This is a genomic window from Aggregicoccus sp. 17bor-14 (genome assembly GCF_009659535.1).
GTDB lineage: Bacteria > Myxococcota > Myxococcia > Myxococcales > Myxococcaceae > Aggregicoccus.
The window spans coordinates 38,920-64,748 of the sequence record NZ_VJZZ01000023.1 but is presented as its reverse complement, the minus strand read 5'-3'; the positions used below and the strand labels follow the sequence as shown (position 1 = coordinate 64,748).

The following is a 25,829-nucleotide window of genomic DNA, read 5'->3' as shown; positions in this document are numbered from 1 at the left end:
CTCACGCAGCCACTGCCCCTTCACCCAGCAGCTGCGCGTAGCGGCCGCGGCGGGCCACCAGCTCCGCGTGGGTGCCCGCCTCGACCACGCGGCCCCCATCCAGCACCACGATGAGGTCCGCATCGCGCACGGTGGAGAGCCGGTGCGCGATGACGAGCACGGTGCGCCCGCGCATCAGCGCCTGCAGGCCCGCGCCCACCGCGGCCTCGCTCGCGGCATCCAGCGCGCTCGTGGGCTCGTCCAGCAGCAGCAGGCTCGGGCGGCAGAGGAAGGCGCGCGCGAGCGCGAGGCGCTGGCGCTGCCCACCCGAGAGCCGCGCGCCGCGCTCGCCCACCGGCTCCTCGAGTCCCTGGGGAAGCTCGCGCACGAAGTCCTCCGCGTGCGCGAGCCGCAGCGCCTCCCACAGCTCGGCGTCCGTGGCGTGGGGCCTGGCGAAGAGCAGGTTGTGGCGCACGGTGCCGCTGAAGAGCACGGGCTCCTGCGGCACCCACGCGGCCTGTGCGCGCACGCTGCCCACGCGCAAGCCCGACAGCGGCTCCCCGTCCCACAGCACGCGGCCGCCCGAGGGGTGCACGAAGCCCAGCAGCACGCTGAAGAGGGTGCTCTTGCCCGCGCCGCTCGCGCCCACCAGGGCCACGCGCGCGCCGGCGGGCACCCGGAAGCTCACGCCCGCGAGCGCGCGGCGCCCGTCCCCGTACGTCACCTCCAGGTCCTGCACCTCGAGGGCGCCGGTGAGCGGCGCGGCCTCGGCGCCCACGTCCGGAGGGCTCTCGGCGTCCACGAGCGAGAAGAGGCGCTCGGCGGCGACCAGGCCCGAGAGCACGTGGTTCGCGGTGGCGCTCAGCGCCTTCACCGGCCCGTAGAGCAGCAGCACCGCGGCGAGGAAGGAGAGCAGGCGCCCGGCGAGCTCGGGGTCGTGCGCGACGGCGCGCGTGCCGTAGCTGATGGCGAGCGCCACGCCGCCCACCCCCAGCACCTCGAGCGTGGGGCTGGTGATGCCGCGGATGAAGAGCGAGCGGCGCATCGCGCGCAGGTAGTGCTCGCTCTCGGCGTCGTAGGCGGCGAGCGCGCGCGCCTGGCCCCCGTAGGCCTGCACCACGGTGAGGTTCTGCAGTTGCTCGGCGGTGAGGCGGGTGAGGTGGCCGAGGCTCGACTGCGAGCGGTGCGCCACCTTCTTCAGCGACTTCGCGAAGCGGGTGATGGGCAGCACCGTGAAGGGCACCACGATGAAGGTGAGCAGGAACAGCTTCGCGTCAATGACCAGGCAGGTGACGAGCAGCGAGAGGACCTGGAGGCCGTCCTTCAGGTACGAGCCGAGCGCCTGGGTGACGGCGAACTCCACCAGGGGCACGTCGCCGGTGAAGCGGTGCAGCAGCTCGCCGGAGTGGCGCTGCTCGAAGAAGGCGGGGGGCTGCGCGAGCAGGCGCTGGTAGAGGTCCTCGCGCAGGTCCGCCATCACCCGCTGGCCGAGCCGCTGCATGAGGCCCCCCTGCAGGAACTGCGCGAGCGCCTTCACCGCCGCCACGCCCACCAGCAGCAGCGGCAGCACGCGCAGCAGCGCGCGCCCCTGCATGTGCATCCCCGCCACGCTCACCGGCTGATCCGTGAGCACCGCCTTGAGCAGGGGGCCCACCAGGTAGGCGTAGGCGCTGGCGGCGGCCGCCACGGCGAGCGCGGCGAGCGTGCCGCCGAGCAGGAGCCGGCGGTAGGGCCACACGTGGCGCAGGAGCCGGCGGTAGACCTGGGGGGAGGGGCGGGGACGGGGGGCCACGGCGGCGCGCACTTTCTCACATCGAGCAGTGCAAGGCGCCCTCCGTGCGGGTGGACAGTCGCGGGAGCTCACCTGGCTGCCCCTCGAACCGCCCACCTCGTTCCAGGCGACGTTCATTGTCCGGCCCAGCTCCTGCACTCACTTTTCAGGTGCCATGGAGACCAACAACGAAAAAGAGGCACTCTTCAGCGCAGGCTGCGAGCCCGTCGTCGAGGACGAGGAGCGGCGCCGCTTGCTGTGGCTGATGGCGGAGTACTTCCGCACCGTCGGCTACACGGACATCAAGGCGCGCCTCCCGGGCTTCATGCCTCCGCCCGTGCTCTCCGGCACCATCGAGGACCACCGCCCCGACTTCACCTGCCGCCAGTCGGACACCGCCCGCACCCCCATCATCCTGGAGATCGTCACCCCGGAGATGGTGGAGGACCCGGCGGCCGAGAACCGCTGGAGCCTCCTGTCCAGCGCCGCGAAGCTCTACAACGCCGAGCTGCACTTCGTGGTCCCCAAGTGGGCCTCCAGCGGCGCGGTGGACCCGGTGCTCAAGCGCCGGCTCGCCCGCATGGAGCTGACCCCCAACCGCGTCTGGACGGTCTAGCAGGCGGGCTGCACCCTCTGGATTGCCCCGCGATTTCCCTGCGTTATAGTGACCCAGGCCTATAACCAGCGAAAAAGCTGAGAGAATCCAGGGGTTTGAGGGAATGCCAGCAGCGGCAGGACAGAAGCGCGACTACTACGAGGTGCTGGGCGTCCAGCGGACCTGTGCAGCCCAGGAGCTCAAGAGCGCCTTCCGCAAGGTGGCGCTGCAGTACCACCCGGACCGCAACCCGGGGAATCCAGAGGCCGAGGAGAAGTTCAAGGAGGCGAGCGAGGCGTACGAGGTCCTGAGCGACCCGGACCGCCGCGCGAAGTACGACCGCTTCGGCCACGCGGGCAACCCCTTCGGTGACATGGGCGGCGCCGGCGGCTTCCACGGCGTCAACATCAACGACATCTTCGGGGACATCTTCGGAGAGATCTTCGGTCAGCAGCGCGGCGGCGGCCGCCGGGCGACCAACCGCGGCGCGGACCTGCGCTACAACCTGGAGATCTCCTTCGAGGAGGCGGCCTTCGGCTGCCGTCCCAAGGTCCCCATCCCGCGGCCCAAGAGCTGCGAGACCTGCAAGGGCACCGGCAGCAAGAGCCAGGCGGCCCCCAAGACCTGCAGCACCTGCGGCGGCTCGGGCGAGCTGCGCTTCACCCAGGGCTTCTTCGCGGTGAGCCGGCCCTGCACGGACTGCCACGGCACGGGCAGCATGGTGGCCGACCCCTGCAAGGTGTGCCGCGGGGCGGGCAAGGTGGCGGGCGAGGAGGTGCTCGAGGTGCAGATCCCCGCCGGCGTGGACAACGGCACCCGCGTGCGCCTCTCCGGGCAGGGGGAGCCGGGCGAGCGCGGCGGCCCCCCGGGAGACCTCTACGTGACGGTCATCGTGCGCGAGCACCCGCTCTTCCAGCGCGAGGAGTACGAGGTGTTCTGCGAGGTGCCCGTCTCCTTCGCGCAGGCGGCGCTGGGCGCGAAGATCGACGTGCCCACCCTGGACGGCAAGGTGAAGATGACCGTGCCGGCCGGCACCCAGACGGGCAAGGTGTTCCGCCTCAAGGGCAAGGGCATCCCGCACCTGCACAGCCAGCAGCGCGGCGACCAGCACGTGCGCGTGGTGGTGGAGACCCCCACCGAGCTCACCGGCAAGCAGCGCGAGCTGCTCGAGAAGTTCGCCGAGCTGTCCGGCGAGGACACGCACCCGCACTCCAAGACCTTCTTCGACAAGGTGCGCGAGCTGTTCGGCTAGCGGCAATGGCCCGCGCGGCGCGCGCGTAGGGGAGGGGACGGCAGGCCGGCTCCAGTCAGGAGAGGGCCCGCGTCCCCTCTTCCCTTTCGTGGAGCCCGCCATGCCGCTGCCTGCTGCTCTCGCCCTCGCGCTGCTCCTGAGCGCTCCACCGTCCGCTGGGCCTGCTCCGGACGCAGGCAGCACGCCGGCCGCCGTCTCGCTCACGCCCGGGATGGTGCAGGCGTCCGCGGTGCCCGAGCGGCCCTGGGTGGAGCAGGGCTCGGACGGCACGCAGCACCTCAACTTCGACGTCGCGCTGCAGGGCCGCGCCCCCGTGCCCCTGCACGTGGTGAAGGTGGAGATGGACGTGCGGGACGCCGGGGGCGCCGTGCGCTGGAGCCGGCGCCTCGAGTCCAACGGCTTCAGCCCCAGCCTCGCGGTGGCTGCGGTGAAGGAGCTGCCCGCGAAGGGCCGCGTCTTCCTCTTCAACCCCTTCCACACCCTGCCGCCGCGGCTCGCGCTCTCGGCGCTGCACTACCGCTTCACGCTCGCGGACGCGGGCGAGGAGCACGAGGTGACGGCGGAGCTCACCGTGCACCCGCGCCTCTTCGCCCAGGCCACCCGCCTGCAGCTGCCGCTGCGCGGGCGGATGTTCGTGCACTCGGGCCACGACTACCTCGCGCACCACCGGCGCCGCGACCTCGGCCACCCGGTGCTGGGCGTGCTCGGCGTCACCACCAACAGCGGCCGCTACGCGCTGGACCTGTGCGCGGCGGACGCGGCCGGGCGCATCTTCCGCGGCGAGGGGCGCGCGAACGAGGACTGGCTCGGCTGGGGCGCGCCGCTGTACGCGCCCGGCGCGGGCACGGTGGTGTACGCGTCCGGCGACCGGCCGGACAACCGCGTGGGCGGGCCGCCCTACAACCCGGACCTCGAGCAGCTCAAGGCGCACCCCTGGGACAACGCGGGCAACGTGGTGGTCATCGACCACGGGCACGGCGAGTTCAGCCTGCTCGCGCACCTGCAGCAGGGCAGCGTGCGCGTGAAGGTGGGCGAGCGCGTGAAGGCGGGGCAGCCCGTGGGCCGCGTGGGGATGAGCGGCGATGCGTACATCCCCCACGTGCACTACGAGCTGCGCGATGGCCCCGCGGCGAGCTTCGGCAGCGAGGCCGTGGAGGGCCTGCCCGCGCGCTTCGGCGACGTGCGCCGCGTGCAGGGCGCCGTCGCCGCTCCCCCCGTGCTCACCGCGGTGGACAGCGGCGAGTACGTGGAGAGCGCGGCGCGCTGAGTCGCGCGACGCACAGGCCTCGCGCTCGGACTGCTGCAATGCCGCTGTCGATTGCCGCGTGTCCTCGCAACGGCGCGGCAGTCCTCGTGCGCATCCGCAAGCTTCGGGATGTCGCCGCCGAACGGGTGCGAGAGAGTGGCGCGAGGGGCACGGCCTCGAGCAGGAGAGGCCGGGAGGGGACGGGGCTTCTCCGGGTGGGTGAAGCCGTCCACGACGCGTGGACTCCCGTCCCGAAAGGAGACGCCCCTCCCGGGCGCGGACGGGCGCGCGATGCAAAAACGTAAAATCCTATTTTACGTTTTTGCGCCGCGCAGCCTTCGGCTCCCGAGGGGGCACGCACGCAGAGTGAAGCGAGGCTCGGCGGGCGAGCGCTTCGTGCGTGGAGCAGAGCTTTCACTCCACGCGAAGGCCCGAGCGGCGCGGGGCGGACGTGGAAGGCAGCTTCATTCCAGGCGTGAGCAGGACGGCGCGAGGGCGTGGACACCCGCGTGTCACCCCTGAGCGCCGCGGAGCCGGCGACGCCCCTCCGCGAGCGGCCTCAGCGCTCCGCCACCCTTCCCGTCTTGACGCCCCCTCAGGCCGCAGCGGGCCCGCGCTCGCTACCGGCAGCGCGAGCCCCGCGATGCGTCACGGAGCGGGCGTCGGAGTGGACGCGTCCGGCGCCGGCGCTGCGGTCGGCGTGACGAGCGTGGACAGGTCCGCCGGCGCCGCGGCCTTCACCGGCTCGGGCGCGCACTCGCCGGAGCCGGAGCCTCCCTTGCCGGAGGCCTCGGCGAGCGCGCCCTTGAGCTTCGCGGCCGGAGGCGTGCAGGCGGGCGCTGCCGCTGCCACGGTGGTGCGCTTCACCTTGGGCGAAGCGGCAGCGACGGGCGCCGCGCCCGCCGGAGGCGCGTACATCACCGGCGGGTAGACGGGCACCACGTCGGTGTGGCCCGAGGGCGCAGTGCTCGCGGGGGACTTCAGGTCTCCCTTGAGGCTGCCGCGCAGGTTGCTGTCCGTCAGCGAGCGGCCCGTGCCGGTGCTCGTGGCGGTCGCCGTGGCGGTGGCAGTGGGGCCGGGGCGCTTCGCGGACTCGCCGAGCGCCTTGGCCATCTCCTTGCCGTTCTCGCCCAACTGCGTGGCGAGCAGCTTGCCGTTCTCGAGCAGCTGGGCGCGGTCGCGCTCGGCGCTCGCGCGCAGCGCCTCACGCTCCTTCTCCGAGCCCTCGCGGTCCTTGTCGGCGCTCGCGCGCAGGTACTCGCGTTCCTGCACCAGCTGCGCGACCTGCGCCTGGCGCTCCTTCTCCAGCCGCGCCTCGGCCGCCTGCCGCTCCTGCTCGAGCCGCGCCTCGGCGGCCACGCGCTCCTGCTCGCGCCGGGCCTCGGCCGTCTGGTGCTCGCTCTCGAGCCGCGCCTGCAGCGCGTCGCGCTGCTGCGAGACCGTGGACAGCTGCGACTGGGCCTCGGCGAGCTTCTGCGCCACGGCGTCCTTCTCGGCGTTGAGCGCGAGCGTCGCCTGGGTCATGCAGGCCTCGAGCACCTCCTTGTCCGAGGCGCGCTCGGGCGCGGGCTCTCCGCGGCCCCACGCGGCGAGCGCGCGCGACTGCCAGCGGTAGTCGTCCTGCGCCACGCACTCCTGCACGAGCCGGGTGAGCCGGTCCTCGCTCCAGGTGGGCGCGGGGCGGGCGCAGGGGCCCACCTCCTCCTTCAGCTGTCCGGGAAAGCGCTTCGTCTCGCGCACCCAGCATCCGTCGCGCTGCAGCACCTTCGTGGAGGCGCAGCCGCTGCCCAGCGCGAGCAGCCCCAGCATCCCAGCGATTCCGATCCGCATGCCGATCCCCTTCCCCTAGACGCCCCGCCGGCCCTGACCAGGGCATGTGTGCACTCGCCCCGACGCAGGCTCGTGCGGGCGATTCACGGGCCGCCCGAAGGATGGGCGGGATGTCGGGTGGGGGACGGCGCGCGCGCTGCGCAGCCGACAGTGAACCGGGCACCTGTCGGCGCGACGACACGCGGGGCGCCCGCTACGCGCCCGGCTGCAGCTGCGCGCTCGCGGCGAAGGTGGGCGCGCGGCGAAGACGCGAGGCCTGCTCGTACGCATAGGCGAGCTTGAGCAGCGTGGGCTCGCTCCAGGCGGCGCCGAAGAAGGACACACCCACCGGCAGCCCGTGCACGTAGCCCGCAGGCACGGTGATGCTCGGGTAGCCCGCGACGGCGGCCGGCGTGGAGCTGCTGCCCAGCCAGTGGTCGCCGAGCACCAGGTCGATGGGGCCCGGAGGCGCCTGGGTGGGCGTGACGAGCGCATCCAGCCGGTGCTTCTTCAGCACCGCGTCCAGGCCCAGCATGCGCGCGTTGCGGCGGCAGGTCTCGAGCGCCTTCTTGTACCTGGGGTCGCTGAGCGGGCCCTTCTTCTGCGCCTGCTCGAACAGCTCCTGCCCGAAGAAGGGCATCTCCTTCGCGCGGTTCTTGTCGTTGAAGGTGATGAGGTCCGCGAGCGTGCGCACGGGCGACTGCGGGCCCAGCTCGGCGAGGTAGGCCTCGAGGTCCGCCTTGAACTCGAAGAGCAGCACCTCGAACTCGGCGTCGTCGAGCTTCGCGGCGTTGGGCAGCTCTTTGAGCTCCACGATGACCGCCCCGTGAGCCTTCATCACCGCGAGCGCCTCGTTCGCCCGCGCATCGGTGTCCGGGTGGTAGCCGAAGAAGCGCTCGCGCGGCACGCCGATGCGCGCGCCCTCGAGCCCCTTGGGGTCGAGGAACTTCGTGTAGTCCGGGTGCGCCTTGCCCGCGCTCGCGGCGGTGGCCTTGTCGCGCGGGTCCACGCCCGCGAGCACCGAGAGCAGCGCCGCGGCGTCCGCCACGCAGCGCGCCATGGGCCCCGCGGTGTCCTGCGTGTGCGAGATGGGGATGATGCCCGCGCGGCTCACCAGGCCCACGGTGGGCTTGAGCCCCACCAGCGAGTTGGCGGCGGAGGGCGAGACGATGGAGCCGTCCGTCTCGGTGCCCACGGCGACGGCGCAGAAGTTCGCGGCGGCGGCCGCGCCCGAGCCGGAGCTGGAGCCGGACGGGGTGCGGTCCAGCGCATACGGGTTGCGGCACTGCCCGCCGCGTCCGCTCCAGCCGCTGGAGGAGTGCGTGGAGCGGAAGTTCGCCCACTCGCTCAGGTTCGTCTTGCCCAGCAGCACGGCGCCGGCGGCGCGCAGGCGCTCGGCCACGTGCGCATCGCGCAGCGGCTTCGCGTCCACCAGCGCGAGCGAGCCCGCGGTGGTCTGCATCTTGTCCAGCGTGGCGATGTTGTCCTTGATGAGCACGGGGATGCCGTGCAGCGGCCCGCGCACCTTGCCCGCCTTGCGCTCCGCGTCCAGCTGCTCGGCGAGCGCGAGCGCGTCCGGGTTGAGCTCGATGACCGAGCACAGGGGCTGCGGGCCGGTGCGGTCCAGCGCCCGGATGCGCGCGAGGTACTTCTCGGTGAGCGAGCGCGCGCTCTCGCGCCCCGCCTGCATGCGCGCCTGCAGCTCGGCGACCGTCACCTCCTCGAGCTCGAAGCGCGCGGCGGCGGCCGCAGGTGCCGGAGCTGCGGGAGCCGCAGGCTGCGGCGCCGGCGTCTGGGCCCGCACGTCCAGCGCGGCGAGCGCGCCGGCAGCGGCGGTGGCGCCCAGCAGCGTGCGGCGGCTGAGCGAGGGGAGCGAGGCGTCACCGGGAGAGGTCGGCTTCTTCATTCGCAGGCATCCGGGGTGTGGGGAGGCGCTCGACTAGAGCAGCGCGCAGGGCAGGCGCACAAGGCGCACGGCGCGGCCCCCCTTGCTCGCGCCCTCTGCGCATGACACAGGTGGACGCTTCGACGGCGTGCGGGAGGTGTGGTGTGCAGGACGACGACAAGCCGGAGCGCGTGCGCTTCGGCAGGGCCCAGAAGTTCCGCCTCTCCGCTCGCGGCGCCGAGGCCGCGGCCGCGTACGCAGAGATGATCCAGCAGGCGCGCTCGGGCAGCGGGCGTGCCCAGTTCGACGCGGCCCGCAGCGGCTGGGGCGCCGCGCTGGGGCTGCAGGCCGAGGACGGACTCTTCCTCGCCGACTTCGCCGACGGAGAGCGCACGCTCGCCGAGGCTGCCCGCAGCCTCGAGGGCTGCGGCACCACGGCGAAGGAGGTGAAGGCCGCGGTGGAGCGGCTGCTCGCGCTGGGCATGATGGAGCCCGTGCCGGCCCCTCCCGAGCCGGTCGCCCCGCCGTACCGCCGCTGGTAGGCCCGCGCGCGCAATGCCCGAGCGGCTCGCCGTGGTGCTGGACACCAACGTCGTGCTGGACCTGCTCGTCTTCGACGACGCGCAGGCCCGGCCGCTCCTCACGGCCCTGCAGGAGGGAGCGCTCGAGGCGTGGGCGGACGCACGCACGCTCGAGGAGCTGCGCCAGGTGCTGGGCTACGCCTCCTTCGGATTGGACGCCGCCGCCCAGGCGGCCCTCCTCGCGCGCTACGGGGCGCTGGTGCGCGTGGCGCCGCCGATGGGCCCCGAGCAGGGTGCACGTGGGGAGCTGCCGCGCTGCGCGGACCGCGACGACCAGAAGTTCCTCGAGCTCGCGGCGCGCGCGGGCGCCCGGTGGCTGGTGAGCAAGGACAAGCAGCTGCTGCAGCTGCGCGGTTGGAAGAGCCTGCCCTTCCTCATCCTGCGCCCGCCCGAGGCGGCAGCGCGCCTCGGGCCCTGAGCGCCGCGCTCAGGCGTGCGGTGCGTCGGGGGCGGGCGCGCGCGGGACGTACGGGATGCGCACGGGGGCGGGCGCGCGCGGCGGCAGCGCGCCGCGCCGGGGCCCTGCGCCCAGCGGCGTGCCGAGCGGCCGGCCCGAGAGGGCCTCGAACTCGTAGGGGTCGTGCGAGCAGAACACGCGCACCTCGTGGCCGTGGCGCGCGGTGAGCTCGCGCAGCCGCCGCTGGTTCCAGCGCCGCGCGCGGTGGTCCTTGTCCATCACCCACTGGTAGGCGGCGAGCCCCGGCGTGCAGCGCGGGCGCCGCGGGTCCTGCTCGTCGTGCCAGAAGTAGGCGTCTCCGGTGAGCAGCAGCCAGCCGCGCTCGCTGCTGCGCACGGCGACGCCCGTGTGGCCCAGCGTGTGGCCGACGAGCGGCACCATCAGGAGCTCGTCCGCCACGTCCGGCGACACGCCCTCCAGCGCGCGCACCGCGTCGAAGCCGAACCAGGTGTCCCCCTCGCCCGCGCTGTACGTCGTCCAGCGCCGCTGGGTGTGCGCCCACTGCTGCGGGCGGTAGCGCATGCGGTCCAGCAGCGTGCGGCGGCGCAGCGCCTCCGCGCGCTCACGCTCGAGCAGGTGCACCCGGGCGTAGGGGAAGTCCTCGATACCGCCCGCGTGGTCGAAGTCCATGTGCGTCATCACGATGTGGCGCACGTCGCTCGCGCGAAAGCCGAGCCGCTCCAGCTGCCGCAGCGCCGTCATCTCCTCGCGGAACTCGGGCGCGTTGATCGCGAGGAACACGCGGCTCAGGCGCTTCTTCGGGTGGTACACGTCCCCCAGCCCGAAGCCCGTGTCCACCAGCACGAGGCCCTCGCGCGTCTCCAGGGCAAGGCAGTGCACCGAGAGCCGCGCGCGCAGGCCGTGGCTGTGGCCGTCCATCAGCGCGCCGCCGAGCGGGCACTCCGAGATGCAGTTGAGGTGGTGCACGCGCATGGGGCCTCCAGGCTCACGAAGCGGGGTGGACTCCTGACGTGTGCACTCGCGGACAGCGGGCCAACCCGGACCGCCTCCCGAGCTCCCTCCCGCGCCGGGGGAGCAGCCGGGAGGGCGCCTGGAGGGCGGTGCGCCCGGTGCCGCCCAGCAACGCTGCGCGTCACCCAGGCGTGGACTTCAGTGGACCCCGGGGGGCGAGGGCATAGATTGCCCTCCTCCATCCCTGCGTCTGCCCAGGAGGCCTGCCCGTGTCGGAACGAGAGCTGCTGATGATCCCCGGTCCGGTGGAGTTCGACCCGGAGGTGATGCGCGCGCTCGCGCGGCGCACGCTGAGCCACGTGGCGCCCGAGTTCATCCAGATCTTCGGCCGGGCGCTCGCGCGGCTGCGCGAGGTCTGCCTCGCCCCGAGCGCGCAGCCCTTCGTGGTGGCCGGCAGCGGCACGCTGGCCATGGAGATGGCGGCGGCGAACCTGGTGGAGCCCGGCGAGCGCGCGCTGGTGGTGAACACGGGCTACTTCAGCGACCGGCTCGCGCGCATCCTCGAGCGCCACGGCGCAGAGGTGGTGCAGGTGCGCGCGGCGCCCGGCGACGCGCCCGACGTGTCCGAGGTGGAGCGCGCGCTCGCCTCGGGCCGCTTCAAGGTGCTGACGGTGACGCACGTGGACACCTCCACGGGCGTGCTCGCGCCGGTGGAGCCGCTGGTGCGGCTCGCGCACGCGCACGGAGTGCTGAGCGTGGTGGACGGGGTGTGCGCCACCGCGGGCGAGACCTTCCACCAGGACGCGTGGGGCGCGGACGTGTACTTCACCGCGAGCCAGAAGGCGGTGGGCGTGCCGCCCGGGCTCGCGCTGCTCACCGCGTCCCCGCGCGCGCTGGCGGCGTGGCGTGCGCGGCGCCGGCCAGTGGCCTCAGTGTACGCGGACTGGGCCGAGTGGCTGCCCATCATGGAGGCCTACGAGGGCAACAAGGCCTCGTACTTCGCCACCCCCGCGGTGAACCTCGTCTGCGCGCTGGACGTGAGCCTCGGGCAGCTGCTCGCCGAGGGGATGGAGGCCCGCTTCGCGCGTCACGTGCGCATGGCGCGCGCCTTCCGCGCCGGCTGGAGCGCGCTGGGGTTGAAAGCCCTGCCCGCGCGCGAGCCGCTGCAGGCGAACACGCTCAGCGCGCTCTACTACCCGGAAGGGGTGGACGCGGGCCTGGTGGCCGCGGCGCGCGCCGAGGGCGTGGTGCTCGCGGGCGGCCTGCACCCGGAGCTCAAGACGCGCTACTTCCGCGTGGGCCACATGAACGCGGTGAACGCCTCGGACGTGCTCGCCACGGTGGGCGCGGTGGAGCGGGCGCTCGCGCGCGTGGGCTACAAGGGCGCAGCGCCCGGCGCGGGCGTGGCCGCCGCGCAGGCCGCGCTCGTCGCATCCGCGCCGCAGCGCTGATACACCGGCCCTCTCCCCGCCTTCCCCGGACCTCCCATGCCCTCGCTCTCCCCCTGCCTCGTGTGGCTCGACCTCGAGATGACCGGGCTCGACCCGAACAGCTGCGCCATCATCGAGGTGGGCGTCATCCTCACCGGCGGGGACCTGCAGCCGGTGGCGGAGCTGGAGCGCGTGGTGTGGCAGCCCGAGGAGGTGCTCGCGCGCATGGAGCCGGTGGTGCGGCGCATGCACACCGAGAACGGCCTGCTCGAGCGCGTGCGCGCCTCGGACGTGTCGCTCGCCAACGCCGAGCGCGACGTGCTCACCCTGCTCGCGCGCCACTGCGCGCCGGGCGAGGGCATCCTCACCGGCAACTCCATCCACACCGACCGCGCCTTCCTCGTGCGCCACATGCCCGCGGTGGACCGCTACCTGCACTACCGCCAGCTGGACGTCTCCAGCCTCAAGGTGCTGCAGCGCGCGTGGTTCCCCGGCACCCCCGAGCCGCGCAAGGCCCCCGCCGCCCACACCGCCCTGAGCGACCTGCGCGCGGGGCTCGCCGAGCTCGCGCACTACCGCGACACCCTCTTCAAGCCGCGGTCTTGAGCCGCGCCGCGGGGCGCCCGGGTGGCAGCGTGTAGGTGTGGCGCGCCCGCCTGCCGTGCAGGCAGTGGGGCCCGAGAATCGGGGCGGGTCTTCGTGCGCCAAGCCGGATAAGTTCCAGCGCCGTGGATCCAGGCAACCGCAAGACAGACCGCAAAGCCGTTGGCCTCCTCGTCCAGCTGAAGCACCCGGACGTGGGCACCTTTGCGCAGGAGTTCGCCGTCAACCTGAGCCCCGGCGGCATGTTCATCCGCTCGCGGCAGCCGCAGCCGGTGGGCACGCCGGTGCGCTTCGAGGTGCAGATCGCCGGCGGCGTGCGCGTGATGCGCGGCCTGGCGGTGGTGCGCTGGACGCGCCAGGTGGGCGACCTCGCGGGCGCGCCCGGCATGGGCGTGCAGTTCACCGAGGTGGACGACGCCACGCGCACGCTCATCGATCGCATGCTCGCGCAGCGCTCCGAGAGCGAGCTCGAGCCCGAACCCCTCGACGCCGCCTCGCTCGAGGCCGAGCTCAAGGCGCGCTACGGCGCGCCTGCCGCCTCCTCCAGCGCCACCCCCACGCCGCCGCCGCGCGTGCCCGGCATCGCGCCGCTGCCGGGCATCGCGCCGCTCACGCCCCTCGCGGCTCCCGGGGTGGCTCCTGCCGTAGCTCCGGTCGTCGCTCCGGCCGTGGCTCCGGTGAAGGCCCCGGCGCGTCCGGCCGCCGCCGCGCTGCGCCCCGCGCCGCCGCCCACGCCGAAGCCGGACGCGGAGCTCGCGGACCTCTTCGGCGAGGAGGACCTGTTCGCGAGCCCGCCGCCCGCGCCGAGCGCGCCGGCCTTCGAGCTCGAGGACTTCGCGCCTGCTTCGCCCAACACGGTGGACATCCCGCTCGAGGAGCTGATCGCCTCCACGCCGCCCCCGTCCGCCGCCCCGCACGACGAGCTGGCAGAGAGCGGCCCGCTGGAGCTGGAGCTGGACCTGAGCGGCGCCGAGGTGCCGCTGCCGGACTTCAATCTGGAGCCCGATGCCGAGCCCGACGCCGAGAGCGCCCTGGAGCTGGAGCTCGCGGGAGCCGGCGCGCCCGCCGCAGCGCCCGCGGCCAAGGCGGGCCCCAGCGGGCTGGTGGAGTTCGACCTCGACGGCCTCAACGAGGACGCCCCGCTGGAGCTGGACCTCGACGAGCGCCCCGGCAAGCGCGCTCCGCCCCCGCCGCCGCCCGCGCGCCCCCATCGCGCCACGCCTGCGCCGGGTGCGGCCGGCGCGCTGCCCTCCATCCGCCGCGAGGCGCCGCGCCCCGGCGCCTCCGCGGTGCCCACCGTGGCCCCCACGGTGCTCGCGCCCGCGGCGCCCGCCCCGGCCCCTGCGCCGCCGCCCCCGCTGCGCGCGGACGGCAGCGTGCCCACGGTGTTCCTGCAGCCGCCCGCGAGCATCGCCGGGGTGGGGCCGGTCATCGGCATCGACCTGGGCACCACCAACTCGTGCGTGGCCATCCTCGGCGGCGGCCGCCCCACGGTGCTGCGCTCGAAGGACGGCTACAACACCATCCCCTCGGTGGTGAGCCTCACCGCGCAGGGCAAGCTGATGGTGAGCCACCGCGCCAAGAGCCAGCTGCTGCTCAACCCGAACCACACCATCCACGGCGCGAAGCGCCTGGTGGGCCGCCCGTACGAGAGCGCCACGGTGAAGGAGGTGCGCGAGCGCTTCCACTACGAGATCTGCCCGGACGCGAGCGGCCGCGCCGCCGTGCGGCTGCGCCAGCACGTGCTCAGCCTCGAGGAGGTGCAGGGCCTCATCCTGCGCGAGTGCAAGGAGATGGCCGAGCAGCACCTCAACCAGAAGGTGGAGCGCGCGGTGGTCACCGTGCCCGCCTACTACTCCGAGCCGCAGCGCGAGGCGGTGCGCAAGGCGGGCGCGCTCGCCGGCCTCAAGGTGGAGCGCATCCTCAACGAGCCCACTGCGGCCGCGCTCGCCTACGGCCTCAACCGCGAGCTCTCCAAGAAGGTGCTCGTCTACGACCTGGGCGGCGGTACCTTCGACGCCACGGTGCTGCGCATCGAGCAGAACGTCTTCGAGGTGCTCGCCACCGGCGGCGACACCTTCCTGGGCGGCGTGGACTTCGACAACCTCATCGTCGACTACCTGCTCAAGCGCTTCGAGCAGGACCAGAAGGTCCCCTTCCAGGGCGACAGCATCGCGCTCAGCCGCGTCACCGACGCCGCCGAGCGCGCGAAGATGGCGCTCAGCGAGCGCACCAGCACGGACGTGCACATCCCCATGCTGATGATGGACCCCGCCGGCGGCGCCCCGCGCGACCTGCGCTGCACCGTCACCCGCGAGGAGCTCAACGAGGTGTGCCGCGGCCTCGTCGCCCGCTCGCTGGACGTGGTGCGCGACGTGCTGCTGGACGCGAAGCTCAAGCCCTCGGAGATCGACGACGTCATCCTGGTGGGCGGCATGAGCCGCATGCTCATGGTGCGCGAGGCCCTCAAGACGGTGTTCGGCAAGAGCCCGCAGGCCAGCGTGAACGCGGACGAGGCCGTGGCGCTGGGCGCCGCGCTCTACTCGGGCAGCGTGGACAAGGTGAGCAGCGTGGTGCTCATCGACGTGCTGCCCATGACCGTGGGCGTGGGCCTGCCCGGCGGCGGCTTCAAGCGCGTCATCGAGCGCAACACCCCGCTGCCCGCCCAGCGCTCCTTCTCCATCGCCACCCAGGTGGACGACGAGACCGTGCTCGAGTTCTCCGTCTTCCAGGGCGAGGACACGCACGTCGCCGGCAACGAGTACCTGGGCACCGTGCGCATGGAGGGCCTGCCGCGCGCGCCGCGCGGCACCGTGAAGGTCGCCGTCACCCTCAAGCTGGACTCGGAGTGCGTGCTGCACGTGGAGGCGCGCGAGCTGTCCACGCGCAAGGAGGTGAAGGCCAGCCTCGCCACGCGCTACAGCCCCGAGGAGCTGCAGAAGCAGCTGAAGTTCAGCGGCGAGGCGGTGACGGCCGCCGAGAACAAGCGCGCCGAGGAGCTCAAGGAGCGCGGCGGGCGCTTCTGGGGCTTCCTCAAGAAGGTCATCGGCAAGGCCTGAGCCCGGCCTGCGGGCCCCGGCCGTCCGCCGCGCTCAGGACGGCTCGGGGTCCTTCGGAGGCTCCTCGCCCGTGAGCTCCGCCTTCGCGTCCTCCACGCTCAGCGTGCGCAGGCCGTAGGGCGAGGTGTCCGAGGCGCCCTCGCTCGAGGCCGCCGCGGCGTCCGGTGCGGCGGCTTCGGCAGCGGCCACTCCGGCCGGCGCGGCTTCGGTCGGCGCGGCTTCGGTCGGCGCGGTCTCTGCTCCGGTGGGGAGCGGCTCTGCGAGCGACTCGTAGGGGCCCTCCGCGAGCGGCTGCGCGAGCACGGCGGCCTGCTCCTCGGGAGGCGGCGGCTCCGGCGGCGCCTGCCAGCCGGCGTACTCCCACGGCTGCGCGAGCGCCAGGGGCTCCTCGGCAGGAGCCGGTGTCTCGGCCGTGGGCTGCTGCCACTGGATGAACTCCCACGCCGCGGCCACGGGCACCGGCGCGTCGTCGTGCTCCAGCCCGGGCGCCGAGGCGGCGCCCTCTGCCGCGGGCTCCGAGGCGAGCTGCCAGCGATCCTCGGCGAGCTCGAGCGGCGGCTCCGCGCCCCCGGGGGCTGCAGGCTCGCTCACCGGCTGCCACTGGGCCATCTCCCATGGCTCCGCGAGCGGAATGCGCTCCTCGGTGGCCGGCGCGGGCGCAGGCGGTGCTGCTGCGGGCGGCGGGCTCTTGGGCGCGCTCGGCAGCGGCACCGCGACCACCACCGTGGAAGCAGTCGGAGGCACGGGCGCGGGCGGCGCACTGCGCTCGCTGCTCCACGTCACCGCCACGGACCAGGTGGCGCTCGCCGGTGCCGACGTGCCCGTCTGCGCGGCCGGGCGTGGGGGCGTGCTGCTCGAGGCGCGCGTGGCCGTGCCCTGCGCGGAGGGGGGCGCGCCGGAGGAGGGCAGGGCGGGGGAGGGCGTGGTGCCGGATGCGACCGCCGAGGGCTCCGGGCTCAGTGCACCCGCGCGTGCGGGCCGCTCGGGCTCGCTCACCGCGGTGGGCGCAGGCTGTGCGGAGGCCGCAGCCTCGGTGCTCGCGACGGCCTCCGCAGGCTGCGCGGGCGGGGGCTCGCTCGCGGTGCTCGACCCGGACGTCGCCGGCGCATCGGGTGCGGAGGCGGCAGCGGCGTGTGCCCCAGGCGCTGGCACCACGCTCGAGGCAGCGGTCTCGCGCGCCATCGGCTCGAGGGGCGCCACCGCGGCGTCAGGCGGCTCCGACAGGGTCTGCGCGGCGCTCAGGACCGCGGCGGGCGCCTCGGACGAGGTCTGCGCTGCGCTCGCCACGGCGGCGGGCAGCTCGGACGCCGTCGGCTCTGCGCGCGTCCCCCCGGGGACGGGCGCCTCGGAGGCCGTCGACCCGGCGCTCGCGAGCGCCGGGGCAGGCGTCGAGGACGCCATCGGCTCCGCGCTCGCGGCCGCGGAGGCAGCCGACTCCGTCTGCGTCTGCGCTGCGCCCACCGCGGCGGGTGCAGGCGACTCCGACGGCGCCGGCCCCGCGCTCGTTGCGGCAGGGGAAGGCGCCTCGGGCCTCGGCGCACCCTCACCCGTGGCGGCGGCAGGCGACGCAGACGCCGTCGCCCCGGTGCTCGCAGCCGTGACTGCGGGCAGCTCGGGCCCGGTCGTCGCGGTGTTCGAGGTGGGGCGTGCAGGAGCCTCGGGCGGCCCAGCGCTCGCGGCCGGTGCAGGCGTCTCGCGGGGTGCCGGAGCGGCGCTCGCGGAGTTGGACGCAGGCGTCGAGGACGGCGCCTGCTCGCCGCGCGCGGTCGCAGCAGGGGGCTGCGCAGACGGGGCCGGCGCTGCGGTCGGCGGTGCAGGCGATGCGCCGGACGGCGTGGAGGGCTCGGCCGCGAGCGGCGCTGCGCTGCTCGGCGCTGCCGCGGTGGGGAGCGATGCGCTGGGGGGCTGCGCCGGCGGGGCGCTGGCGTCAGCTCCCGCAGCAGAGGGCGCACTGGCGCGAGCGGCGGGCGCGCCTGCACCCGGGTCGTTCGGCGGCGCAGCGGAGGACGCGGCCCCGGTGGCCCGCTCCTGTCCCGCCGGCGAAGCGAGCGGGGCCGCGGGTGCCTTCGCAGTGGCTGCGGGTACAGCGGGGCTCGCGGCGCCGGAGACGCGCGGCGCACCGGACGGCTCGCTGGGCGGAGCTGTGGGGGCCCCGGCCGCGGCGGGCCGCTCACCCGTGGAGGTGCGGGGCGGCGCTCCGGCCGGAGCGCCGGGCGGGCCGAGCGGCGCTGCACCTGGCGAAGGCTGCGACGCAGGCGCTGCTGCACGCGCGGGACCCGCAGGGGCCAACGGAGGCTGAGCCGTCCCCGGCATGGGCGCGGGAGGCGCACCTGCGGCCATCGGTGCGGGTGCTCCGCTGCGCGGAGGCTGCATCGCACCTGCGCCCGGTGCTGCAGGCGCACCCGTGGGAGGCCCCGGGCGCTGCGGCGCGGTGGGGCCGGGAGGGGGCGGCCGCTGGGCGCCCGGCGGCACGGAGCCCGGCGGAGGTTGCGCCACCGCGGGCCCTTGCGGCGGACGCGGCGCTGCGCCCGGGGGCGGTGCCACGCCCGGCGGAGGCTGCGGTGCGGCGCCCGGCGTGGGCGCGACGCCCTGGGGTGCAGCAGCGCGCGGCGGAGTGCCCGCAGTCGCGGGTGCGAAGCCCGGCGGAGGCGTGGCGCCTGGCGGCGGGGTGGGGCGCAGCTGCGGTGCAGCGCCCGGCGGCGGCATGGCGCCCTGCTGCCCAGCAGGGCCCGGCTGCGGCGCAGGACTGCGCGGGGGCACGATGCCCTGCGGTACGGGGACACCGTGCGGCGGCGTGAAGCCGTGCGGTGCTGCAACACCCGGCTGTGGCGTGAGGCCCTGCGGCACTGCCACACCGTGCGGCGGCGTGAGGCCGTGCTGCGCTGCAGGGCCCTGTGCCGGAGCGGCTCCCTGCGCGACCGGCGGCGATGCGCTTCCCGGCCGCGGCGCAGGGCCCTGAGGCGCGAGCGGCGGTGGCGCGGCGCCGGGCTGCGGGGGCCGCTGGGGGGCGGCGCCAGGCGGGGGCTGCGGCGCGAGTGCCGGGATGGCGGCGTGCACGCCCGTGGGCCGCGGGCCTGGCGGCTGCGGCGCAGGCGGAGCCCCCAGCACCGGAGGCGACTGCGGCGCGAGCACGGGAGGCGCCTGCGGCGTGAGCGAGGGCGGCGGCCGCGCCGCGGCAGGCGGCGGCGCTGCAGCGGGCGGAGGCGGCGCGGCGGGCCGCGGCGCCGACGGCGCGGGGGTGGCGGCGTGCACGCCCGTCGGACGCGGCGGCGGGGGCGGCGGCGGCGCGCTGGGCTGCGCCGGGGCGAAGGGATCCTCCTCGCCGTCGCTGCTCAGGAACTCGTGCGCGCCGAGCTGGCCGAACACCGAGCTCGAGGCAGACGCGGCAGGAGCCGCGGGCGCGACGTGCTGCGCGGGGGGGTGGCCGGCCTCGGGTGCGAGCCGGATGTAGCGCGCGGCGCGCGACACGCCGTAGCGGCGCTCCTGGTGGAAGAAGAGGCGCAGCTCGGGCGCGACCATCGGGATGATGCGCATCCCGGTGATGAAGCCCAGCGCGTCCAGGTGCTCGATGTCGGGGCTCAGCAGCGCGACGCGCAGGCGCCGCCCGTCCAGCGCGATGGGGAAGGCGCCGTGCTTCTCGCTCTGCTCCGCCGTGATGAGGCCGGTGCAGGCGGGGGTCGCGGCCTCGAAGTCCGCCTCGCTCGCGCTGGGGTAGCGGCTCTGCTCCGCGAGGGCCTGCGCGAGCGCCTCGATCGACAGGTAGCCGAGCTCGACGAGGTTGGTGCCGATCCGTCCGCCGTAGATGCGCTGCACCTGCAGCGCCTCTTCGATCTGTTTCGGGGAGACGAGTCCTTTGCGCACCAGGAGCGCGCCCAGCTTTTCGGCCATTGGACCTGCAGACTACCGGAAGCCCCGCGCCCGTCGCGCGGTGGTTCCTTGGGCGCACGCGTCCTACCTCTCGGATGCCTGCCTGCCCGCATGGGCGCGGCGCGTCAGCTGAGGGCCGGGGCGCTCTCGCCGCGCTGCGTGAAGGGCGCGAGCGCGGCGGTGTACTCGCGCAGCAGCGTGGCGGGCGGGTGCGCGGGCTGCCCGGTCACCATCGACTGCAGCATCATCGCGTTCGCCACGCCCTTGCCGCGGAAGTGGTTGTTGGTGATGACGTACACGTCCTCGGTGCGCGGGTGGCTCGCGATCTCCCGCGTGCGCTCCGCCCAGGGCAGCAGCTCCGCGGCGCTGTACAGGTAGTCGTAGCGCTCCACGGGGCTCGCCTTCTCGCGGAACCAGTCCTTGTAGTTGCGCCCGTGCACGCGCACGTAGCCCACCGCCGAGGTGGCGCGCGCGCTCGGCGCGAGGGAGTTCCTGAACAGCGGCTGGTCGATGTTCACGAAGCCGATGCCGCGCTCGATGAGCTCCGCGTAGTAGTCCGCCGCGGCCCACGAGGCGTGGCGCACCTCGAGCACCAGCGGCAGGTCGCCGAAGGTGGTGAGCACGTTGTCCAGCCAGTCGCGGTTCGCGTCGTTGCGGCGGAAGGACCAGGGGAACTGCACCAGCACCGCGCCGAGCCGCCCGCCCTCGTGCAGCACGTCCAGCGCGTGGCGCGCCTGGCGCACCTCGCCCGTGGTCCACGCCTGGTCGCGCTCGTGGGTGAAGCGCTTCCACAGCTTCGCGGTGAAGCGGAAGTCCGGCCGCCCCTCCACGCGCTCGAGCCAGGCCTCGGCGCTCTTCACGCTCGCCGGGTGGTAGAAGGTGCTGTTCACCTCCAGCGCGTCGAAGTGCTCCGCAAGGAAGGCGAGCGGGTCGAAGCCGCGCGGCTTGGGCTTGGGGTACACGACCCCGTCCCAGTCCTTGTAGCTCCAGCCTGCTGGTCCAAAGCGGATCACCCGGGCCACCCTCTCCGAAGCTCCCCCGAAGCCTGAACGGTAGGCACGGCGAGCGGGGACGTCCGTCAGGGAGCGCCCGCCTGCCCGGATGCCCTGCGGCAGGCGGGGGCCGTGTCCGGAGGGCCGCAGCGGCGTGCGGCACGGGCGCTGCAAATGCCTGCGGCGGACAGCGCAGGCGTGGGGGCCCCGCGCGATTGTCGACGCGGCGGCGCCCCCGCTGCTATGCCACCCGCCACCATGGAAGCCCACGTGGACCCCACCGCCCCGCTGCGCCGCACCCTCCGCACCACGCTCAGCGCCAGCCTTGTCGCTGCCCTCGCGCTGCTCCTGCCCGCCTGTCCGCGGCCGGCGAGCAACACCGCGTCGAAGCCAGGCGCGAGCGCGCCCGGGTCGGAGGACCAGACGCGCCCACCCGCGAGCCCCTTCCCGGACCGCCCCAGCGTGCAGGCGCGCAAGGACCCCGCCGCGGACGCCGCGCTGCAGCAGGCGGTGGCGAGCGCGGAGACGGCGCCGCCGAAGCAGGCCGCGCAGCTCTTCCTCTCGGTGCGCAAGGCCTACCCGGCCACCACCGCGGGCCAGGAGGCGCTCTACCGCGCCGGCGTGCTGTTCTACGACTCGCAGGACTACGTCAACGCGCGCAAGAGCTTCAACGAGCTGCTCTTCGAGAACCCGCTCTTCCCGCAGGCGCAGGACGCGAAGCGCCGGCTCGGCCAGGCGGCGCTGGAGAGCGGCGCCTACCGGGATGCGTACCAGACGCTCGCGAGCCTCGCCGAGCGCGCGGAAGGCCCGGAGAAGAAGCAGCTCACCGAGCAGGCCATGCGCGCCGCCGAGGGCGCGGGCCTCTACACCGCCGCGCTCACGCTCGCCGTGCAGCAGGCGGGCGAGGCGAAGGACGGCCCGGAGCGCGACGCCGCCGTCGCCCGCGTGGAGCAGCTGGTGGAGGGCCGCGCGGACTTCCTGGACATCGCCAAGGTGGCGGACGGGCTGTCGCCGAAGAATCCCGCGTGGCCGGTGCTCACCTTCAAGCTCGCGCGCATCTACAACCACCTGCGCGACTGGAACAACCTCGAGAGCACGCTCAACCGCTTCCTGCAGGAGGCGCCGCAGAGCCCCTACGCGCCGCAGGCCCGCGAGCTGCTCGCGCGCGCCACCCGCCGCGTGGAGGTGCGCCCCAACACGGTGGGCGTGCTGCTGCCCATGACGGGCCGCTACAAGCCCTTCGGCGAGGCGGTGCTCAAGGGCATGCAGCTCGCGCTGCAGGGCAGCAACGTGGAGCTGGTGGTGAAGGACACGCAGGGCGAGGCGAACCTCGCCGGCCAGGCCGTGGAGCAGCTCGCCTTCGACGAGGGCGCCATCGCCGCGGTGGGCCCGCTGCTCAGCGACGACGCGAAGCGCGCCGCCATCGTCGCCGAGGAGCTGCAGCTGCCCATCCTCACCCTCACCCGCCAGGAGGGCATCACGGACATCGGGCCGCACGTGTTCCGCAACATGCTCACCAACACCGCCCAGGCGCGCGCCATCGCCGACTACGCCATGGGCCAGAAGGGGATGAAGAGCTTCGCGGTGCTCTACCCGAACATCCCCTACGGCGTGGAGCTGGCGAACGACTTCTGGGACGAGGTGGTGCAGCGCGGCGGGCAGATCCGCGGCGCGGAGAGCTACGGCTTCGACCAGACCACCTTCACCACCGAGGCGAAGAAGCTGGTGGGCCGCTACTACCTCGAGGACCGCACCGACTACGTGGAGGGCGTGCGCGACGCGGTCGAGGGCGCGCAGGACGCGTTCCGCCGCCGCAAGGCCATCGAGAAGCTCAAGGGCAACCTGCCGCCGGTCATCGACTTCGAGGGCATCCTCATCCCGGACGACTGGCGCCGCGTGAGCCTGGTGGCCCCCGCGCTCGCGGTGGAGGACATCGTCACCAACGCCTGCGACCCGCGCGAGCTGGAGCGCATCCGCAAGACCACCGGCCGCGAGGACCTCAAGACCGTCACGCTCTTCGGCACCAACCAGTGGAGCAGCCCCAAGGGCCGCAGCGGCCTGCCCGAGCTGCTGGAGCGCGGCGGCAAGTTCGTCACCTGCTCGGTGTTCGTGGACGGCTTCTTCGTGGACAGCGCGCGGCCGGCCACGCAGCGCTTCGTCGCCGCCTTCCGCAAGGCCAACGACGGGCGCGACCCCGGCCTGCTCGAGGCGGTGGGCTACGACGCGGGCCGCATGCTGCGCCAGGTCATCGAGAAGCAGCACCCGGCCACCCGCGAGGCGCTGCGCGACGACCTCGCCGCGCTCAAGGACTTCGACGGCGCCACCGGGAAGACCACCTTCGATGCGAAGCGCGAGGCGCAGAAGCCGCTGTTCCTCATCGGCATCGACAGCAAGGGCGTGACGGAGCTGGAGTCGCCCGCGCCGCACGCCTCGGCGAGCGGCTCGTGAGGGAGCGCGGCCCCGGCGCCGCGCTGCTGCTCCTCCTCGCCTTCCTCGCGGGCTGCGCCCACGCGCCGCCCGCGCTCTCCCCGCAGCTCACCCGCGCGCTCGCCGCCGCGGGCCCGGGCCACTTCGTCACCGGCGAGGTGGCCGGGCTCTCGCGCCCCGCGGTGCTCGACCGCAGCGACTTCACCTATGCGCTCGCGTGGGCCCCGGGCTCGGCCCGCGTCGCCTTCAGCCACCTCGCGGCGCAGGACTTCCGGCTCTCGCAGTGGGCGCTCGGGGAGGACCGCGCGCCGCAGCGCGCGCGCGAGCGCAGCGTGGGCCCGGTGGACTTCGAGGTGGAGGGGCTCGCGTACGCGCCGGACGGGCGCCTGCTCGCGGCGGTGGGGCGCGACGGGCAGGTGCACCTGTACGACGCCGAGAGCGGCGAGGAGCGTTCGCGCGCGCTGCTGGACGGGCCGCTGGTCTCGGTCGCCTTCCACCCGCAGGGCCGCGCCCTCGTCGTGGGCAGCGCGGCGGGGCAGCTCACGGTGCTGGAGGTGCCGGGGCTCGCCTTCGTGGACGAGGTGCAGGGCCACGCGGACGAGGTGCGCGGCCTGGACTTCGCGCCGGACGGCACGCTGTACTCGGGCGGGTGGGACGGGCACCTGCGCAGCTGGGAGGCGCAGGAGGGCGCGCTGGAGGGAGCGCGCGCGCGGCTCGCCTTCGAGCGCGCGGGGGGCTACCTCCAGGTGCGCGGCGTGCTGCAGGGGCGCGTGAGCTTGCCCTTTGCCGTGGACCTGCGTGCCCCGGCGCTCTTCGTCACGGCGGAGGCCGCGGGCGCGGCGGGGCTGGACGTGGGAGCGCTCGCGGAGACGCGGGTGCTGCCCACGCCGCTGGGCAGCACGCAGGTGCGCGTGGCGCGTGGGCTGGGCTTGCGCTTCAAGGGCCTGCGGCTCGAGGGGCTCGAGGTGGTGGTGTGTGACGCGTGCGTGCCCGCGGGCGCGCAGGGCGTGCTGGGCGCCCCTTTCGCCGAGCGGGTGGAGATGCAGGTGGACGAGGCCGCGCGCCAGGTGCAGCTCGCGCTGCGCGGGGCCCCTGCGCAGGCGCCCTCGCGCGGGCTGCGGCTGCGCGCGCGCGGGGACGTGGCGCTGGAGGGCCCGGTGAACGACCTGAGCGTGGATGCACGCGGAGAGCGGCTCGGGGTGGCGCTCTCGGCGACGCGCGCACAGCGCACCGTGGAGGTGTACCAGCGCGAGCGCGCGGGGCTCGTCGAGCCGCCCGATGCGCGCAATGCCGCGCTGCTCGTGGAGGCGAGGAGCGGCCGTGTGCTGCAGCGCTGGGCGCGCCACGCGGGCGTCGTCTCCACCGCGGGCATCTCTCCGGACGGGCGCAGCGTGGCGAGCGGCGGGTGGGACAAGCGGCTCTTCGTCTTCACCGAAGGAGCGCAGGCGCCGCGCGCGGAAGAGACCTTCGGCTTCAGCGTGCGCCAGGTGCGCTTCAGCCCGGACGGGCGCAGGCTGGGCGTGGCCGCGTGGACGCCGCAGACGGTGACGCAGGAGAGCGACCCCGCGGCGGTGCTCTACGACGTCGCGTACCGCGCGCCGGCGCTCGCTCAGTAGTTCAGGTGGATGCGCTCGCGCGCGAGCCCCCGCGCCTCGAGCGCGCCGGTGACGCCCTCCACCATGGAGGCCTGTCCGCACACGAAGGCCACCGCGCTCTCGACGCGCTCTTCGAAGTCCTCGTTGGCGAGGTGCGCCTGCACGTAGCCGGTGAGGCCCTGCCACCCGCTCGCGCCCGCCTGGCTCACGGTGCGCACCACGCGGATGCCGGCGGCCTCCCACTCGTGCAGCTCGTTCGTGTAGGCGAAGGCGCTGGGGGTGCGCACGCCGAAGTACAGCGTCACCCGGCCGAAGGCCGCGCGCTCGCGGCGCACGCTGTCGATGACCGAGCGGATGGAGCTGATGCCCGAGCCCGTGGCGAAGAGCAGCAGGTCGTGCCCGCGCGCGGCCTCCAGCGGGAAGCCCTCGCCCTCGGGCGCGCGCGCGCGCACCGCCGAGCCCAGCGGCAACTGCACCAGCGCGTCCGGCACGCTGCTGCCGCCCTTGAGCAGGAAGTCCCAGCGGCTGCCGCCCGGCACCGGGGCGCTCGCGATGGCGAAGTGCGACTCGCCCACGCCCGGCAGCGCGAGCCTCACGTACTGCCCCGGCGTGCGGTGGGTGCCCACCAGGGGCGTGCCGCGCAGGTCCAGCACCAGCTCGGTGAGCCCGTCGGCGGCGGGGAAGAGCGCGGCGACGGTGACGGTATGCCAGGCGGTGTCCACGCCGGGGCTTTTAACCCGCTCGCCCCTCCCCGTCGCGCGCCGCGGGCGGCCACCCGCGTGCAACCGTCCCTCCCGGTCGCTGCCCGCTCCCCCGGGGGGCAGACGCGGTGCGCAGGCCGGCCGGGAAAAATAGTCGCGGGCCGTGTCGATCCCGCTCACGCTCGCACGTCGTCCTGGCAGAGGACGGACGGTCGGACCTCAGAGGAGATACGGCAATGCGAGTCATGGTGCTGATCAAGGCGACGAAGAACTCCGAGGCGGGCGTGCTCCCGGAAGAGAAGCTGCTGGCCGCGATGGGCAAGTTCAACGAGGAGCTGGTGAAGGCCGGCGTCATGCTCGCGGGCGAGGGGCTGCACCCGAGCTCCAAGGGCGTGCGCGTGCGCCTCTCCGGCGGCCAGAAGAAGGTCATCGACGGCCCCTTCTCGGAGACGAAGGAGCTCATCGCCGGCTTCTGGCTGTGGCAGGTGAAGTCGATGGACGAGGCGATCGAGTGGGTGAAGCGCTGCCCGGACCCGATGCCCGGCGAGGACGCGGAGATCGAGATCCGCCGCGTGTTCGACGCCGAGGACTTCGCCCCGTCCGACCCCACGGGCGAGCACCGCGCGAAGGAGGCCGAGCTGCGCGCCCTCAGCGAGAAGCGCCGCTAG

The 25,829-nt window shown here is 74.7% G+C and carries 18 protein-coding genes; 11 read left to right on the top strand and 7 right to left on the bottom strand.

The window, feature by feature from the left end; translation table 11 throughout:
• Position 1: 1 nt before the first annotated feature.
• A complete protein-coding gene (locus FGE12_RS28815; RefSeq protein ID WP_370459193.1) occupies positions 2-1,771 on the bottom strand; it encodes an ABC transporter ATP-binding protein in 1,770 nt (589 codons plus the stop codon).
• A 154-nt stretch (positions 1,772-1,925) separates the two neighbouring features.
• Between FGE12_RS28815 and FGE12_RS28810 the strand changes: the two genes are divergently transcribed.
• The 3 genes from FGE12_RS28810 to FGE12_RS28800 all read left to right on the top strand — a co-directional run bounded on the left by FGE12_RS28810 (position 1,926) and on the right by FGE12_RS28800 (position 4,864).
• Complete coding sequence (locus FGE12_RS28810) at positions 1,926-2,366, top strand: hypothetical protein (protein ID WP_153869858.1); 441 nt, start codon at positions 1,926-1,928, stop codon at positions 2,364-2,366.
• A gap of 103 nt (positions 2,367-2,469) precedes the next feature.
• Positions 2,470-3,597 carry a molecular chaperone DnaJ gene (gene dnaJ / locus FGE12_RS28805; RefSeq protein ID WP_153869857.1) on the top strand — a complete coding sequence of 376 codons (1,128 nt, stop codon included), beginning with the start codon at positions 2,470-2,472 and terminating at the stop codon, positions 3,595-3,597.
• A gap of 100 nt (positions 3,598-3,697) precedes the next feature.
• Positions 3,698-4,864 carry a murein hydrolase activator EnvC gene (locus tag FGE12_RS28800; protein ID WP_153869856.1) on the top strand — a complete coding sequence of 389 codons (1,167 nt, stop codon included), beginning with the start codon at positions 3,698-3,700 and terminating at the stop codon, positions 4,862-4,864.
• Between the two features lie 627 nt (positions 4,865-5,491).
• Here FGE12_RS28800 and FGE12_RS28795 read toward each other — a convergent pair.
• The gene (locus tag FGE12_RS28795; protein ID WP_153869855.1) at positions 5,492-6,673 is read right to left on the bottom strand and encodes a hypothetical protein; all 1,182 of its coding nucleotides are present in this window, start codon (positions 6,671-6,673) and stop codon (positions 5,492-5,494) included.
• 193 nt (positions 6,674-6,866) lie between these two features.
• Positions 6,867-8,558 (bottom strand): amidase, encoded by a 1,692-nt coding sequence (locus FGE12_RS28790; RefSeq protein ID WP_153869854.1) that lies wholly within the window; start codon positions 8,556-8,558, stop codon positions 6,867-6,869.
• Positions 8,559-8,701: 143 nt separating this feature from the next.
• Between FGE12_RS28790 and FGE12_RS28785 the strand changes: the two genes are divergently transcribed.
• Both FGE12_RS28785 and FGE12_RS28780 read left to right on the top strand, forming a co-directional pair.
• Positions 8,702-9,079: a hypothetical protein gene (locus FGE12_RS28785; RefSeq protein ID WP_228531192.1), complete on the top strand. Its 378-nt coding sequence runs from the start codon at positions 8,702-8,704 to the stop codon at positions 9,077-9,079.
• 13 nt (positions 9,080-9,092) lie between these two features.
• Positions 9,093-9,536 (top strand): putative toxin-antitoxin system toxin component, PIN family, encoded by a 444-nt coding sequence (locus FGE12_RS28780; protein ID WP_153869852.1) that lies wholly within the window; start codon positions 9,093-9,095, stop codon positions 9,534-9,536.
• Between the two features lie 9 nt (positions 9,537-9,545).
• On the opposite strand, the gene FGE12_RS28775 is transcribed toward FGE12_RS28780, so the two are convergent.
• Positions 9,546-10,508, bottom strand: a complete 963-nt coding sequence (locus FGE12_RS28775; RefSeq protein ID WP_153869851.1) for an MBL fold metallo-hydrolase — start codon at positions 10,506-10,508, stop codon at positions 9,546-9,548.
• A gap of 269 nt (positions 10,509-10,777) precedes the next feature.
• On the opposite strand from FGE12_RS28775, the gene FGE12_RS28770 reads away from it, so the two are divergent.
• From FGE12_RS28770 to FGE12_RS28760, 3 genes are all read left to right on the top strand, one after another.
• The gene (locus tag FGE12_RS28770) at positions 10,778-11,938 is read left to right on the top strand and encodes an alanine--glyoxylate aminotransferase family protein (protein ID WP_153869886.1); all 1,161 of its coding nucleotides are present in this window, start codon (positions 10,778-10,780) and stop codon (positions 11,936-11,938) included.
• Between the two features lie 36 nt (positions 11,939-11,974).
• A complete protein-coding gene (gene orn, locus FGE12_RS28765) occupies positions 11,975-12,523 on the top strand; it encodes an oligoribonuclease (protein WP_153869850.1) in 549 nt (182 codons plus the stop codon).
• Positions 12,524-12,645: 122 nt separating this feature from the next.
• Positions 12,646-15,579, top strand: coding sequence for a TIGR02266 family protein (locus FGE12_RS28760; protein ID WP_194798379.1), 2,934 nt, complete (start codon positions 12,646-12,648; stop codon positions 15,577-15,579).
• Between the two features lie 33 nt (positions 15,580-15,612).
• Here the strand turns inward: FGE12_RS28760 and FGE12_RS28755 are convergent, their stop codons facing one another.
• Together FGE12_RS28755 and FGE12_RS28750 are read right to left on the bottom strand one after the other, a co-directional pair.
• A complete protein-coding gene (locus tag FGE12_RS28755) occupies positions 15,613-19,467 on the bottom strand; it encodes a hypothetical protein (RefSeq protein WP_153869849.1) in 3,855 nt (1,284 codons plus the stop codon).
• Between the two features lie 104 nt (positions 19,468-19,571).
• Complete coding sequence (locus FGE12_RS28750; RefSeq protein WP_194798378.1) at positions 19,572-20,459, bottom strand: DUF72 domain-containing protein; 888 nt, start codon at positions 20,457-20,459, stop codon at positions 19,572-19,574.
• 237 nt (positions 20,460-20,696) lie between these two features.
• Between FGE12_RS28750 and FGE12_RS28745 the strand changes: the two genes are divergently transcribed.
• The gene (locus FGE12_RS28745) at positions 20,697-22,886 is read left to right on the top strand and encodes a penicillin-binding protein activator (protein ID WP_153869848.1); all 2,190 of its coding nucleotides are present in this window, start codon (positions 20,697-20,699) and stop codon (positions 22,884-22,886) included.
• Complete coding sequence (locus tag FGE12_RS28740; RefSeq protein ID WP_370459192.1) at positions 22,883-24,481, top strand: aspartyl protease family protein; 1,599 nt, start codon at positions 22,883-22,885, stop codon at positions 24,479-24,481. The genes FGE12_RS28745 and FGE12_RS28740 overlap by 4 nt, the downstream gene beginning before the upstream one ends.
• Here the strand turns inward: FGE12_RS28740 and FGE12_RS28735 are convergent.
• Positions 24,475-25,182 carry an NAD-binding oxidoreductase gene (locus FGE12_RS28735; RefSeq protein ID WP_370459190.1) on the bottom strand — a complete coding sequence of 236 codons (708 nt, stop codon included), beginning with the start codon at positions 25,180-25,182 and terminating at the stop codon, positions 24,475-24,477. The two genes, FGE12_RS28740 and FGE12_RS28735, sit on opposite strands and share 7 nt — an antisense overlap.
• Positions 25,183-25,397: 215 nt before the next feature.
• Here FGE12_RS28735 and FGE12_RS28730 point away from each other — a divergent pair, with 215 nt between their 5' ends.
• Entirely contained in the window at positions 25,398-25,829 is a 432-nt protein-coding gene (locus tag FGE12_RS28730; protein WP_153869847.1) for a YciI family protein, read from the top strand.

What these genes read in the sequence shown, in the direction of transcription:
- FGE12_RS28810 (WP_153869858.1), top strand. Translation starts at nt 1,926, where the DNA reads ATGGAGACCAACAACGAAAAAGAGGCACTCTTCAGCGCAGGCTGCGAG.
- dnaJ (WP_153869857.1), top strand. Translation starts at nt 2,470, where the DNA reads ATGCCAGCAGCGGCAGGACAGAAGCGCGACTACTACGAGGTGCTGGGC.
- FGE12_RS28800 (WP_153869856.1), top strand. Translation starts at nt 3,698, where the DNA reads ATGCCGCTGCCTGCTGCTCTCGCCCTCGCGCTGCTCCTGAGCGCTCCA.
- FGE12_RS28795 (WP_153869855.1), bottom strand. Translation starts at nt 6,673, where the DNA reads ATGCGGATCGGAATCGCTGGGATGCTGGGGCTGCTCGCGCTGGGCAGC.
- FGE12_RS28790 (WP_153869854.1), bottom strand. Translation starts at nt 8,558, where the DNA reads ATGAAGAAGCCGACCTCTCCCGGTGACGCCTCGCTCCCCTCGCTCAGC.
- FGE12_RS28780 (WP_153869852.1), top strand. Translation starts at nt 9,093, where the DNA reads ATGCCCGAGCGGCTCGCCGTGGTGCTGGACACCAACGTCGTGCTGGAC.
- FGE12_RS28775 (WP_153869851.1), bottom strand. Translation starts at nt 10,508, where the DNA reads ATGCGCGTGCACCACCTCAACTGCATCTCGGAGTGCCCGCTCGGCGGC.
- FGE12_RS28770 (WP_153869886.1), top strand. Translation starts at nt 10,778, where the DNA reads ATGATCCCCGGTCCGGTGGAGTTCGACCCGGAGGTGATGCGCGCGCTC.
- orn (WP_153869850.1), top strand. Translation starts at nt 11,975, where the DNA reads ATGCCCTCGCTCTCCCCCTGCCTCGTGTGGCTCGACCTCGAGATGACC.
- FGE12_RS28755 (WP_153869849.1), bottom strand. Translation starts at nt 19,467, where the DNA reads ATGGCCGAAAAGCTGGGCGCGCTCCTGGTGCGCAAAGGACTCGTCTCC.
- FGE12_RS28745 (WP_153869848.1), top strand. Translation starts at nt 20,697, where the DNA reads ATGGAAGCCCACGTGGACCCCACCGCCCCGCTGCGCCGCACCCTCCGC.
- FGE12_RS28730 (WP_153869847.1), top strand. Translation starts at nt 25,398, where the DNA reads ATGCGAGTCATGGTGCTGATCAAGGCGACGAAGAACTCCGAGGCGGGC.